Annotated in this window: 12 protein-coding genes; all 12 read left to right on the top strand. The window is 68.1% G+C overall.

The window, feature by feature from the left end:
* Positions 1-34 precede the first annotated feature (34 nt).
* From ABDV78_RS14015 to ABDV78_RS13960, 12 genes are read left to right on the top strand one after another with little or no spacing between them, the layout of a single operon-like run.
* Positions 35-1753, top strand: coding sequence for a penicillin-binding protein 2 (locus tag ABDV78_RS14015; RefSeq protein WP_343528012.1), 1719 nt, complete (start codon positions 35-37; stop codon positions 1751-1753).
* 10 nt (positions 1754-1763) lie between these two features.
* Complete coding sequence (locus tag ABDV78_RS14010) at positions 1764-3194, top strand: UDP-N-acetylmuramoyl-L-alanyl-D-glutamate--2,6-diaminopimelate ligase (protein WP_343528008.1); 1431 nt, start codon at positions 1764-1766, stop codon at positions 3192-3194.
* On the top strand, positions 3191-3322 hold the full coding sequence (locus ABDV78_RS14005; RefSeq protein WP_343528007.1) for a hypothetical protein: 132 nt from the start codon (positions 3191-3193) through the stop codon (positions 3320-3322). Before ABDV78_RS14010 ends, ABDV78_RS14005 begins: the two co-directional genes overlap by 4 nt.
* On the top strand, positions 3319-4692 hold the full coding sequence (gene murF, locus ABDV78_RS14000; protein ID WP_343528006.1) for a UDP-N-acetylmuramoyl-tripeptide--D-alanyl-D-alanine ligase: 1374 nt from the start codon (positions 3319-3321) through the stop codon (positions 4690-4692). Before ABDV78_RS14005 ends, murF begins: the two co-directional genes overlap by 4 nt.
* 5 nt (positions 4693-4697) lie before the next feature.
* On the top strand, positions 4698-5768 hold the full coding sequence (gene mraY / locus ABDV78_RS13995) for a phospho-N-acetylmuramoyl-pentapeptide-transferase (protein WP_343528005.1): 1071 nt from the start codon (positions 4698-4700) through the stop codon (positions 5766-5768).
* Positions 5765-7054 carry a UDP-N-acetylmuramoyl-L-alanine--D-glutamate ligase gene (gene murD / locus ABDV78_RS13990; protein ID WP_343528004.1) on the top strand — a complete coding sequence of 430 codons (1290 nt, stop codon included), beginning with the start codon at positions 5765-5767 and terminating at the stop codon, positions 7052-7054. Before mraY ends, murD begins: the two co-directional genes overlap by 4 nt.
* Positions 7055-7101: 47 nt before the next feature.
* On the top strand, positions 7102-8283 hold the full coding sequence (locus ABDV78_RS13985) for a putative peptidoglycan glycosyltransferase FtsW (RefSeq protein ID WP_343528011.1): 1182 nt from the start codon (positions 7102-7104) through the stop codon (positions 8281-8283).
* Complete coding sequence (gene murG, locus ABDV78_RS13980; RefSeq protein WP_343528003.1) at positions 8280-9431, top strand: undecaprenyldiphospho-muramoylpentapeptide beta-N-acetylglucosaminyltransferase; 1152 nt, start codon at positions 8280-8282, stop codon at positions 9429-9431. The genes ABDV78_RS13985 and murG overlap by 4 nt, the downstream gene beginning before the upstream one ends.
* A complete protein-coding gene (gene murC / locus ABDV78_RS13975; protein WP_343528002.1) occupies positions 9428-10843 on the top strand; it encodes a UDP-N-acetylmuramate--L-alanine ligase in 1416 nt (471 codons plus the stop codon). Before murG ends, murC begins: the two co-directional genes overlap by 4 nt.
* Positions 10840-11727, top strand: coding sequence for a UDP-N-acetylmuramate dehydrogenase (gene murB / locus ABDV78_RS13970; RefSeq protein ID WP_343528001.1), 888 nt, complete (start codon positions 10840-10842; stop codon positions 11725-11727). Before murC ends, murB begins: the two co-directional genes overlap by 4 nt.
* Positions 11724-12686, top strand: a complete 963-nt coding sequence (locus ABDV78_RS13965) for a D-alanine--D-alanine ligase (RefSeq protein ID WP_343528000.1) — start codon at positions 11724-11726, stop codon at positions 12684-12686. The genes murB and ABDV78_RS13965 overlap by 4 nt, the downstream gene beginning before the upstream one ends.
* Positions 12683-13636 carry a cell division protein FtsQ/DivIB gene (locus tag ABDV78_RS13960; RefSeq protein ID WP_343527999.1) on the top strand — a complete coding sequence of 318 codons (954 nt, stop codon included), beginning with the start codon at positions 12683-12685 and terminating at the stop codon, positions 13634-13636. The genes ABDV78_RS13965 and ABDV78_RS13960 overlap by 4 nt, the downstream gene beginning before the upstream one ends.

Raw genomic sequence — 13636 nt, 5'->3', positions numbered from 1 at the left:
TCAAGGGGGCCAAGACCGAATCGCGGCGGTCGCGTTGAGCGTTCTCGTCGCGCGCCCCGCCGGAACGCAGCGCACCGCCGGCCAGCGCCATGCGCTGGTCGCGACGACGCATATGCGGCTGATGATGCTGATGATGCTGTTCGCCGCGGCGGTGGTCGTGGTGATCGGGCGTCTGATGCTGCTGGCGATCTTCGCCGGGCCTGCCGATGCGGCGGCGCGGACCGCGACGCTGGCCGCGCGAGGCGATATCGTCGACCGCAACGGGGCACCGCTGGCCCGCACGATCGACAGCTGGACGATCGCGGTCCATCCCAAGAAGCTGCTGGGCGATCCGATGGAGATCGCCGCGCGGCTGGCGGCGCTGATGCCCGATCGTGGCGATCAGGCATGGTTCTACAACCAGCTCACCCGCAAAGCCAATTTCGTCTATCTGCAACGCCGCGCCAGCCCCGCGCTGGTCGAGCAGGTGAACGCGATCGGCGAACCCGGCCTGGTCTTCGACCGCGAGACGCAGCGGCTTTATCCGCAATCCAACCTGGCCGCGCATGCCCTGGGTTTCCTGTCGACCGACGGCCACGGCATGAGCGGGATGGAGCGCGTGCTCGACGAGCGGCTGCTCAACCCCACCCAGGCGGGCAAGCCGGTCGCGCTGTCGCTCGATACGCGGGTTCAGGCGGCGCTGGAGAGCGAGCTGGGCCGCGCGATGAACACCTTCTCGGCGCGTGGCGGCGGCGGAATCGTGCTGGACGTGGCGACCGGTGAGGTGATCGCGATGGTCTCGTTGCCCACCTTCAACCCCAACCGGGTCGGCATGGCGGGTACCGACGAACTGCGCAACATCACGACGCAGAGCGTGTTCGAGCTGGGGTCGACCTTCAAGCCGATCACCATGGCGACGGCGATGGAGAATGGCGTCGTCACCTCCATGGCACGGCGTTTCGACGCGACCCATCCGCTGAAGGTCGGCGGCTATACGATCCATGACGAGGCGGGCGACCCGAAGCGTTGGCTGAACATGGCCGAGACGCTGATCTATTCCTCCAACATCGCGACCGCCCGCATCGCCGACGAGATCGGGCCGCAGCGGATGCAGGCGATGTTCCGCAAGCTGGGCTTCGATACCAAGCCCGATATCGAACTGCGCGAAAAGGGCCGCCCGCTTCTGCCCACCTATTGGGCGCGGACCACAACGATGACGACGGCTTATGGCCATGGCATCGCGGTTACGCCGCTGCACCTGGCATCGGCCTATGCCGCGCTGGTCAATGGCGGCATCTGGCGGCCCGCCACGCTGCTGAAGGTCGAACCCGGCCATGCCGCCGCCGGACGGCGGGTGCTGAGCGAGGCGACGAGCGCGCGGATGCGCCAGATGCTGCGCCTGGTCGTGATGCGCGGTACGGGCCGCAAGGGCGATGCGCCGGGCTATCGCGTCGGCGGCAAGACTGGTACGGCCGAAGCGGCGGTGGCGGGCGGCTATGATCGGTCGCGCAACGTGGCGACCTTTGCGGCGGCCTTTCCGATGGACGCGCCGCGCTATGTCGTGCTGGCGATGCTGGACTCGCCAAAGGGGACGAAGGAGACGTTCGGGTGGAAAACCGCAGCCTGGAACGCCGCGCCGGTCGTCGGGCGGACGATCACGCGGGTCGGGGCGATGCTGGGCGTGGTGCCGGATGCGAACCGCGACGTCGACGTTTCGGACATCCTGCCGACGCTGTGGCAGGATCCGACCGCGCCGCCGGTGGACGGGCGATGAGGGCGGCGGCATGAAGCTGAACCAGTTGACGGCGGAACAGATCGACGAGGGCGGTGACGTCCTCGTCTCCGGTTTTGCGATCGACCATCGCAAGGTCGCGCCCGGCACTGTTTTCGGCGCATTCCAGGGCGCGCGGGTGAATGGCGAGGATTTCATCGCCGATGCGGTGCGCAGCGGGGCGGTGGCGGTGGTCGCACGGCCCGACGTCACGGTGGAGGGCGCGGTTCATATCGCCTCCGACGAACCGCGCGCCGCCTTTGCCCGGCTGGCGGCGGCGTTCTTCGCGCCCTTCCCGGAAACGGCGGTCGCGGTGACCGGCACCAACGGCAAAACCTCGACGGTCGAGATGACGCGCCAGTTGTGGCGTATGGCAGGCCAACACGCCGCCTCGATCGGGACGCTGGGCGTCACCACCGCCGATGAGCGCACCTATACCGGGCTGACCACGCCCGATGTCGTCACCTTCCTGTCGAATGTGGCGGGCCTGGCGCGCGAGGGCGTGACCCATCTGGCGTTCGAGGCGTCGAGCCACGGCCTGACCCAGTATCGGACCGAGGGGCTGAAGGTGTCGGCGGCGGCCTTCACCAACCTGTCGCGCGATCATCTCGACTATCATGGCGACATGGGCGCCTATCTGGCCGCCAAGATGCGGCTGTTCTCCGAGGTGCTGTCGCCCGAGGGCACGGCGGTCGTCTGGGCCGACGATATCGAGAGCGGCCGAGTGATCGATCTGGCGCGCGCGCGCGGCAACCGGCTGGTCACGGTCGGCACGCGCGGATCGACCTTGAAGCTCGTCGAGCGGCATCCGACCCTGTTGGGGCAAGGGCTGGTGATCGAGGACGAGCATGGCGTGGCCCACAGGGTCCAGTTGCCGTTGATCGGCGCCTATCAGGCGGCCAATGCGCTGGTCTCGGCCGGGCTGGTCATCGCGACCGGCGGGGACGTGGCGACGACGATCGCCAATCTGGGCCGGTTGCAGCCGGTGCGCGGGCGGCTGGAGCGCGCCGCGATCGCGAAGAGCGGCGCGCCCGTCTATGTCGATTACGCGCATACGCCCGATGCGGTCGAAGCGGCCATCGCGGCGCTCAAGCCCCATGCGGGCGGACGCCTGATCGTGGTGATCGGCGCGGGCGGCGACCGCGACCCGGGCAAGCGCGAGGTGATGGGACAGGTCGCCTCGATGCATGCCGACCGGGTGATCGTGACCGACGACAATCCCCGCACCGAAGACCCCGCCGCGATCCGCGCGCAGGTGATGCGCGGCGCGACCGGCGCGATCGAGATCGGCGACCGCCGCGCGGCCATCGCCGCCGCGATTGCCGAGGCGGGCGAGCAGGACATCGTGCTGATCGCGGGCAAGGGGCATGAACAGGGCCAGATTGTCGGCGACCTCGTCCTGCCCTTTGACGACGTGACGGTCGCGCGGGAGTGCGCGGCATGAGCTCACAGGCCCCCACCAAGACGCCACCGGTCGACAAGGCCGACACCGTGCCGCCGGCCGCCCCCGTTCGGACGCGGCCCAAGCTGTCGCTGCATTACGGTGCCAAGTCCCCCGAGGAACGCAAATGACCCTGTGGACCGCGCAGGAGATTGCGGCCGCGACCGGGGGCATTGCGTCCGCCGACTTCACGGTCTCGGGCGTCGCCTTTGACAGCCGCGAGGTAGGGCGGGGCGACCTGTTCGTCGCGATGGCGGGCGAGGCGACCGATGGGCACCGCTACCTCGACCAGGCTTTTGGGCAAGGGGCGACCGGCGCGCTGGTCAGCGCGGATACCGATCATCCCCATGTTCGCGTCGTCGACAGCTTCCGCGCGCTGGAGGACCTGGGCCGTGCGTCGCGGGCGCGCACCGATGCGACGATCATCGGTGTCACCGGCTCGGTCGGCAAGACCAGCGCCAAGGAGGCGCTTTACGCCGCGCTCGAACGTGGCTGGCGTGGGCGCGTGCATCGCTCGGTCAAGAGCTACAACAACCATACTGGCGTTCCGCTCAGTCTGGCGCGGATGCCGCGCGATGTCCGGGCCGGCGTGTTCGAGATGGGGATGAATCACGCGGGCGAGCTGTCGGCGCTGACCGCGATGGTGCGCCCGCATATCGCGATCGTGACGGCGATCGCCCCGGCGCATACCGAATTCTTCCCCGACGAATCCGCGATCGCCGACGCCAAGGGCGAGATCTTCCGGGGGCTGCAGCCCGGCGGCACCGCGATCATCCCCTATGACAGTCCGCACCGCGACCGCCTGATCGCGGCGGCCCGGCCCCATGCCGATCGGATCGTGACCTTCGGCTTCGATCCCGCGGCGGATGTCCGGGCGATCGAAGCGATGCGCGGGGCCCATGGCGGCAGCTTCGTCACCGCCCGGATCGGAGCGCGCGAACTGAACTTCACCCTGTCCCAGCCGGGGCAGCATTGGGTGTCCAATGCGCTGGCCGTGCTGGCGGCGGTCGATGCGGCGGGGGGCGATCTGGGGCTGGCGGGGCTGGCGCTCGCCGAACTGGGCGGGCTGGCCGGGCGGGGCGCGCGGTTCCGGGCCGGAAACGGCGCGCTCGTGATCGACGAAAGCTACAATGCCAATCCCGCCTCGATGCGCGCGACGCTGGCCGTGCTGGCCGAGGAGCCGGGGCGGCATGTCGCGGTGCTGGGCGAGATGCGCGAACTGGGCGAGGATTCGGCGGATTATCATGCCGGGCTGGCCGAACCGATCCTGGCCGCGCGCGTCGAAAAGGCGCTGCTCGTCGGTGAATCGATGGCGTCGCTGGCGGCCGCGCTTGAGGGGCGGGTGGATTTCGTCCATGTGGCCGATGCGAAGGCCGCGCGCGAGGCGCTGGCCACGATTGTCGCACCCGATGACGTGGTGCTGATCAAGGGATCGAACGGGGTGGGGTTGGCGCGTGTCGTCGCCGCACTGCGTGATGAAACCCGAACGGGCGGGGCGTGAGTTAGATGCTGTACTGGATCGCGGAGCATCTCGGATTTCCGGGACTCCTCAACCTCATCCGCTATCAGTCGTTCCGCACCGGCGCGACGGTGGCGACCGCCTTGTTCATCGGCCTGATCATCGGACCGCGCTTCATCGGCTGGCTGCGCGTCCGTCAGGGCAAGGGACAACCGATCCGCGCCGACGGGCCGCAGACCCATCTGGCCAAGCGCGGTACGCCGACCATGGGCGGGTTGATGATCCTGACCAGCATGGCGCTGTCCATCCTGATCTGGATGAACGTCTTCAATCCCTATGTCTGGGCATGCCTGTTCGTGACGCTGGGTTTTGGCGCGATCGGATTTCTCGACGATTATGACAAGGTGCGGAAGGCCTCGACGGCGGGCGTGTCAGGGCGGACCCGGTTGCTGCTGGAATTCGCGATCGCGGGGATCGCGGCGTGGATCATCATGGGGCAGAATGGCCCGCATCTGTATCTGCCCTTCACCTCGCGCATGTATATCGATCTGGGCTATTTCTACCCGCTGTTCGCCGCCTTCACGATCGTCGCATTCGGCAATGCGGTGAACCTGACCGATGGGCTCGACGGCCTGGCGACCATGCCGGTCATCATCGCCAGCGTCGCGTTCATGGTCATCGTCTATCTCGCTGGTAACGCCAAGTTCGCGGACTATCTGGGCATTCCGCATGTGCCGGGCGCGGGGGAACTGGCGATCTTCTGCGGCGCGGTGGTCGGCGCGGGGCTGGCCTTCCTGTGGTTCAACGCGCCCCCGGCGGCGGTGTTCATGGGCGACACGGGCAGCCTGGCGCTGGGCGGTGCGCTGGGCACCATCGCGGTGGTCGCGCATCATGAAATCGTGCTGGGGATCATCGGCGGCCTGTTCGTGGTCGAGGCGATGTCGGTCATCATCCAGGTCTTCTTCTACAAGCGCACCGGTCGCCGGGTGTTCCGCATGGCCCCGATTCACCATCATTTCGAACAGCTCGGCTGGTCGGAGCCGACGGTGGTGATCCGCTTCTGGATCATCGCCTTCGTGCTGGCGTTGGCGGGCCTTTCGACGTTGAAGCTGCGATGATCGTCGCAAGCAACTGGGTAGGCAAGACTTTCGCGGTGCTGGGGCTGGCGCGCTCCGGCGCCGCGACCGTTTCGGCGCTGCTGGAAGGCGGGGCGAGCGTGATGGCGTGGGACAGCGATCCCGCCAAGTGCGAGGCCTTTGCCGCCCATGACCGGCTGCGGATTTCGCCGCTCGACGACCTGTCGGGCATGGACGCGCTGATCGTGTCGCCGGGCGTGCCGCTCAACACCCATCCGCTGGCCGCCGCCGCGCGCGCGCTGGGGGTGCCGGTGATCGGCGACATCGAACTCTTCGCACAGGCGCGGCACGACCTGCCGCCGCACAAGGTCGTCGGCATCACCGGCACCAACGGCAAGTCGACCACCACCGCACTGGTCCATCACATCCTGAAGACGGCGGGCGTGCCGACGCTGATGGGCGGCAATATCGGCCTGCCGATCCTGGGGCAGGCGCCTTTGCCCGAGGGCGGGGTCTATGTGCTGGAGCTGTCCAGCTATCAGATCGACCTGACGGAAAGCCTGGATTGCGACGTCGCGGTGCTGCTCAACCTCACGCCGGATCATCTCGACCGCTATGACGGTTTCGCGGGCTATGCCGCCTCGAAGGCGCGGCTGTTCGCGATGCAGTCTGCGGGGCATGTCGCGGTTGTCGGCATGGGCGATGAGGCGTCCGCCAATATTGCGCAAGGACTGGCGGGGCGGGCCGACGATCTGGCCACGATCATGCCCGATGCGACGCTCGACCAGAGCCGCTGGCCGGCGCTGCAAGGTCCGCACAATGCACAGAACGCCCAGGCCGCGATCGCCGTCGCGCGCGCGCTGGGTATCGGTGAGGACGCGATCTCGGCGGGCCTCGCCAGCTATGCCAGCCTGCCGCACCGGATGCAGCATGTCGCCACCCGGAACGGCGTGGCGTTCGTCAACGATAGCAAGGCAACCAATCCCGAATCCACCGCGCCCGCGCTGGCGGCGTTCCCGCGCGTCCACTGGATCGTCGGCGGCAAGCGCAAGGGCGACGATCTCGACGCCTGCGCCGCGCATCTGGATCATGTCGTCGCGGCCTATACGATCGGAGAGGCGGCACCGCTCTTCTTCAACTTGTTGAAGGACAAGGTGCCGGTGGTCGAGCAGTCGGGCACGCTGGCGGCGGCGGTCGCCCATGCGGCGGCGGCGGCTTTGCCGGGGGATACCGTGCTGCTGTCCCCGGCATGTGCCAGCTTCGACCAGTTTCGCGATTACGAAGCGCGGGGCGACGCCTTTCGCGCGGCGGTGGAGGCTCTGGCGTGAAGGACCGCACTCCCAAGGCCGCCCCACGCCCCGGCCTGATCGGATCGATCAAGGGACGCGGCGGGCGCGGCGACCGATCGCCGCTCGGAACCTGGTTCTGGGATATCGACCGTGTTCTCCTGCTGCTCACGCTGTTCCTGATCGCGATCGGGCTGGTCGCGGTCGCGGCGGCGAGTCCGGCCACCGCAATGCGCTATTCGGGCGAGCACCGGAAATTCGCCCCGCTCTATTATTTCTGGCGGCAGGTGATGTGGGTCGGCGTTTCGCTGCCCGTGCTGTTCGGCGTCTCGATGCTGCCGGTCGTCACGGCGCGGCGGATGGCGGTGCTTGGGACGGCTATCCTGATCGTCATCCTGGCCGTCACCCCCTTTATCGGGGTCGAGATCAACGGCGCACGACGCTGGATCGGCTTCGGCATCGCCCAGTTCCAGCCATCGGAATTCCTGAAGCCGATGTTCATCGTGACGACGGCCTGGCTGTTGTCGCTGAAGGCCAAGGAGCGCGATCTGCCCGCTACGCTGATCACCATGGGCATGACCGGGCTCGTCGCGGGGCTGCTGATGATGCAGCCCGATTTCGGCCAGACCATCGTCTTCTGTCTGGTCTGGGCGGCGCTCCTGATGATCTCGGGCACGCCGATGCGGGTGCTGCTGGGGCTGGCGGCGATGGTCCCGGTGGGGCTGACCGCCGCCTATATGTTCTACGGCGTCGCGCGCAGCCGTATCAATGCCTTCCTGTTTCCCGATGTCGATGGCGAGGGGGCGGCCGACCATTTCCAGGTCAACGCGGCGCACAACACGCTGACCGCGGGCGGCTGGACCGGGACCGGGCCGGGCGGCGGCACCGCCAAGTTCGGCCTGCCAGAGGCGCATACCGACTATATCTTCTCGGTGATCGGCGAGGAGTTCGGACTGATCGCCTGCTCGATCATCGCACTGGTCTTTCTGGCGATCGTCGTGCGGGTGTTCGTGAAGCTGCTTGACGAGCAGGACGAGTTCAAGCTCTACGCGGCCTCCGGGCTGGCGGTGCAGTTCGGTGCGCAGGCGCTGATCTCGATGGCGGTAAATACGGGGCTGGCCCCGTCCAAGGGCATGACCCTGCCGTTCATCAGCTATGGCGGCTCGTCGATGATCGCGCTGTCGATCGGGATGGGGTTGTTGCTGGCGTTCACGCGGCGCAACCCGTTCCTGACGCGCAGCCCCTATGTAGTCAGGTGGAGCGGGCAATGAGCCGTCACTTCGTCCTCGCCGCCGGGGGTACCGGCGGCCATATGGTCCCCGCCGCGGCGCTCGCGGCCGAACTGACCCGGCGCGGGCACCGCGTCGCGCTGGTGTCGGATGCGCGTGGGGTGCGCTTTCCGGGGCTGTTCGACGATATCCAGACGCATGTCCTGCCCGCCGGGCGTTTTGCCGGCGGGCCCGTCGGCTGGGCCAAGGCGATGCGCGAGATGTGGCGCGGCCGGCAGATGGCGCGCGACCTCTACTCGACCTTCCGTCCCGCCGCCGTGATCGGTTTCGGCGGCTATCCGGCGATGCCCGCGCTGCTGGCGGCGTTCGCGGAGCGGATTCCCACCGCCATCCACGAACAGAATGCGGTGCTGGGTCGGGTCAATCGACTGGTCGCGGGGAAAGTCGATGCGATCGCGCTATCCTATCAGGATACCCAGCGGTTGAACGCCAAATATGCGGGCAAGACCCGGCTGATCGGCAATCCGGTGCGCGATCAGGTGCTGGCGCTGCGGTCGCGTCCCTATCCGCTGCTGGAGGAAGACGGTATCTTCCGCGTCCTCGTGACGGGGGGCAGCCAGGGGGCGAGCATCCTGTCCAAGGTGGTGCCCGATGGCCTCGCCATGCTGCCCGTCACCTTCCGGCGGCGGTTGCAGGTGACGCATCAGGCGCGGATCGAGGATATCGACGAAGTCCGCGCCAAATATGCCGAGCATGAGATTCCGGCCGAACTCGCCACCTATCTGCCCGACCTGCCCGAGCAGCTCGCCTGGGCGCATCTGGTCATTGCACGGGCCGGGGCGTCGACGCTGGCCGAGCTGACGGTGGCGGGGCGGCCCGCGATCCTGGTGCCGCTTCCCTCCGCGACCGACGATCACCAGACGGTGAACGCGCGCGAGATGACCAGGGCGGGCGGCGCGCGGACGATCGCGCAGAAGGATTTCACGCCGGTCGAACTGGCCAAGCAGATGCAGAAGCTGGGCCTCGACCCGGCGGCGCTGGAGAATGCGGCGGGTCGGGCACGCGGTTGCGGACGGCCCGAGGCGGCGAGCGATCTCGCCGATCTGGTCGAGAGCCTGGATGCACCGCGCATGGTCTTGCCGGTGGGCAAGGCGCAAGGAACAAGGAATTTGGCGGGGATGGGCGCATGAAGGGCGTCGCGACGGATATCGGCACGATCCATTTCGTCGGGATTGGCGGCATCGGCATGTCGGGCATTGCCGAGGTGATGAAGAATCTCGGCTACCGGGTGCAAGGCTCCGACGTGGCCGAGGGTTATGTCGTGCAGGGGCTGCGGGACAAGGGCATTCCGGTCGCGATCGGCCATGCCGCCGACAATCTGGGCGATGCGGCAGTGGTGGTCACCTCGACCGCGATCACCCGTTCCAACCCCGAGGTCGAAGCCGCGCTGGAACGCCGCATCCCCGTGGTGCGCCGCGCCGAGATGCTGGCCGAGCTGATGCGCCTGAAGTCCACCGTCGCGGTGGCGGGCACGCACGGCAAGACCACGACCACCTCGATGGTCGCGGCGCTGCTCGATGCCGGGGGCGTGGACCCGACCGTGATCAATGGCGGCATCATCAACAGCTATGGCTCGAATGCGCGTCTCGGTGCGAGCGACTGGATGGTCGTCGAGGCGGACGAGAGCGACGGCAGCTTCCTGCGGCTCGACGGGACGATCGCGGTCGTCACCAATATCGATCCTGAGCATCTCGACCATTATGGCTCGTTCGAGCGGGTCAAGGATGCGTTCGTCGAGTTTGTCGAGAATGTGCCCTTCTATGGCGCCGCGCTGCTCTGCCTCGACCATCCCGAGGTGCAGAACATCCTGCCGCGCGTCCGCGACCGCCGCGTCGTGACCTATGGCTTTTCCGCCCAGGCGGACGTGCGCGGCGTCAATGTCACGCCCATCCCCGGCGGAAACAGGTTCGAGGCGATCATCCGCAATCGCGACGGTTCCAGCCGTTCGATCGAGGGGATCGAACTGCCCATGCCCGGCCGCCACAATGTCCAGAACGCGCTGGCCGCGATCGGCGTGGCGCTGGAACTGGGCATCGACGACGCGACGATCCAGCAGGGCTTCGGCCAGTTTGGCGGCGTCAAGCGGCGCTTCACCAAGGTCGGCGAGATCGCGGTCGATGGCGGCGTGGCGACCGTGATCGACGATTATGGCCACCATCCGGTCGAGATCCGCGCGGTGCTGGCCGCCGCTCGCGAAGGCGCGCGCGGCCGGGTGATCGCGGTGGTGCAGCCGCACCGCTTCTCGCGCCTCGGTAATCTGATGGAGGAGTTCCAGACCGCCTTCAATGATGCCGACCGCGTGCTGGTGACGCCGGTCTTCGCGGCGGGCGAGCAACCGATCGAGGGCGTCGATGCCGATGCGCTGGTCGAGGGGCTGAAACGGCGCGGACATCGCTCGACCGCGACCGTGGCGGATGCGGATGCGCTGGCCCAGGACCTGGCGGGGTCGATCCGGGCGGACGACATGATCGTGTGCCTGGGTGCGGGCGACATCACCAAATGGGCGGCCGGATTGGCGGCGGCGGTCGAGGCGCGCCGATGACCCTGCCCGACACCGCCGGTCGATTGACCCAAGGCGCGCCACTGGCGCCGCTCGTGTGGTTCAAGGCGGGCGGGCCGGCCGAATATCTGCTGGAGCCCAGGGACGTCGATGACCTGTCGGCCTTCCTGAAAGCGCTCGGGGCCGAGGTGCCGGTCATGGCGCTGGGACTTGGTTCAAACCTGATCGTGCGCGACGGCGGCGTACCGGGCGTCGTCATAAGGCTGGGCAAGCCCTTTTCCTACGCTCGGGCGGGGGAGGGGCATCTCGTCACCTGCGGCGGCGGGACGTCGGGCATATTGGTTTCGTCCAATGCGCGTGATGCCGGGATCGGCGGACTGGAGTTCCTGCGCTCGATCCCCGGCACGGTCGGCGGATTCGTGCGGATGAATGGTGGGGCCTATGGCCGCGAGGTGGCCGACGTCCTGGTGTCCGCTACGGTCGTTCGGCGGGACGGCAGGGTTGAGACGCTGGACCCGGCCGATCTCGACTATAGCTATCGTCACTCGAACCTGACCGACGGGACCGTGGTGGTCGAGGCGACCTTCCGCGGTCACGCCGCCGAACCCGCCGATATTCAGGCGGAGATGGACCGCATCGCCGCCGCGCGCGAGGCGTCGCAGCCGCTACGCTCCAAGACGGGCGGCTCCACCTTCAAGAATCCCGAGGGGCACAAGGCCTGGGCGCTGGTCGATGCGGCGGGGTGTCGCGGGCTGACGCTGGGCGATGCGCAGGTGTCGGAGAAGCATTGCAACTTCCTCCTCAACCTCGGCAGCGCGACCGCCGCGGAGATCGAGGCGCTGGGCGAGGACGTGCGGGCGAGGGTGAAGTCACAATCGGGCGTCACGCTCGAATGGGAAATACAACGAGTGGGAATCGCGAAGTGACCAATATTCTGCATATCGCGGTTCTGATGGGCGGCTGGTCGGCGGAGCGGCCGATCTCGCTGATGTCGGGCGCGGGCGTCGCCGATGCGCTGGAACGGAACGGCCACCGCGTCACCCGGATCGACATGGACCGTGACGTGGCGGCGAAGCTGGTCGCGGCCAGGCCCGACCTCGTCTTCAACGCACTGCACGGTTCACCCGGAGAGGACGGGACGGTGCAGGGCATGCTCGACCTGATGGGTTTGCCCTATACCCATTCGGGGCTCGCCACCTCGGTCATCGCGATCGACAAGGTGCTGACCAAGCAGGCGCTGGTCCCGCACGGCATCCCCATGCCCGGCGGCCGGATCGTCAAGTCGGAGGAGCTGTTTGCCGGTGATCCGCTGCCGCGCCCCTATGTGGTGAAGCCGGTCAACGAGGGCTCGTCGGTCGGGGTCGCGATCGTCACCGATACCAGCAACCATGGCAGCCCGATCGCGCGCGACGTGGCAGGGCCCTGGGGCGAGTTCGAGGAACTGCTGGCCGAGCCCTATATCCGTGGTCGCGAACTGACGACCGCCGTGCTGGGTGGCCGTGCGCTCGGTGTGACCGAACTCAAGCCCAAGAACGGCTGGTACGACTTCGACGCCAAATATACCGACGGCCTGACCGAGCATGTCTGCCCCGCCCATATCCCCGACGAGATCGCCGAGGCGTGCAAGTCGCTCGCGCTCGAAGCGCACCGGATCCTCGGGTGCCGGGGCGCGTCGCGCTCCGACTTCCGCTGGGACGACGAGCGTGGCGTCGACGGCCTGTTCCTGCTGGAGGTCAACACCCAGCCGGGCATGACCCCGCTCAGCCTGGTGCCCGAACAGGGCCGCCATGTCGGCCTGGATTACGACATGCTGGTCCAGGCGATCGTCGACGAGGCGATGGCCTGGTATGGGGCCAACCCGATCGAACGGGAACGCGCGGGATGAGCCGCACGATCAAGCGCGGGCCGTCACCCCGCCGCCCCGTGCCGCGTCGCCGCCAGCCGGTGCGTCGCGAGACGCTGGCGCAGCGATTGCTCGCCCGCCTGCCGGTCAGCGAAGAGACGGTTCGGAAGGCGGTCACCTGGACGATCCTGGGTGGTGCTGGGGCGGCGGCGCTGGCGGTCGCCACCTATGTCGGCGTGCCCGGCATGATCGGCACCGCCATCGCGGAACAGGCGGGCCATGCCGGTTTCCGCGTCCAGCAGATCGAGGTGACCGGCCTGAAGCGGATGGACCGGATGACCGTCTATGCCGTTGCGCTCGACCAGCAGAGCCGCGCGATGCCGCTCGTCAATCTGGAGGATGTGCGCGCCAAGCTGCTCCGCTATGGCTGGATCAAGGACGCGCATGTTTCGCGTCGCCTGCCCGACACGTTGCTCGTCGATATCGAGGAGCGGACCCCGGCGGCAGTCTGGCAGGACAATGGCCAATTGACCCTGATCGACGCGGGCGGCGTCTTGCTGGAGCCGGTGCGGCCGGAGGCGATGCCCGACCTGCCGTTGATCATCGGGCCGGGCGCGAATTTGCAGGAGCCCGCCTATCAGGCGCTGCTGTCCGCGGCCCCCGCCCTGAAGCCGCGCGTGAAGGCGGCGACCTGGATCGGCAATCGCCGCTGGGACATCACCTTCGACAGCGGCGAGACGCTGGCCCTGCCCGAGGAGGGGGCGGGGGCGGCGCTGATGCGCTTTGCCGCCATGGATGGATCCAGGCCGCTGCTCGGCCGCGGCTGGTTGCGCTTCGACATGCGGGACCCGACAAAGCTGGTTGCGCGAAAGCCCGGTTTGAATCAGAATCATGCCCTGGCCGAACCCGCCAGTGCGGGGGGCGCGACGGGCAAGGGTGCCGCCGGTGACGGGGCGGACGCGGCGCCCGTCGACAAGACATCACAGGGGTAG

It is taken from the genome of Sphingomonas sp., assembly GCF_039594485.1.
GTDB lineage: Bacteria > Pseudomonadota > Alphaproteobacteria > Sphingomonadales > Sphingomonadaceae > Sphingomonas.
This window is presented reverse-complemented; position numbering and strand designations above follow the sequence as displayed.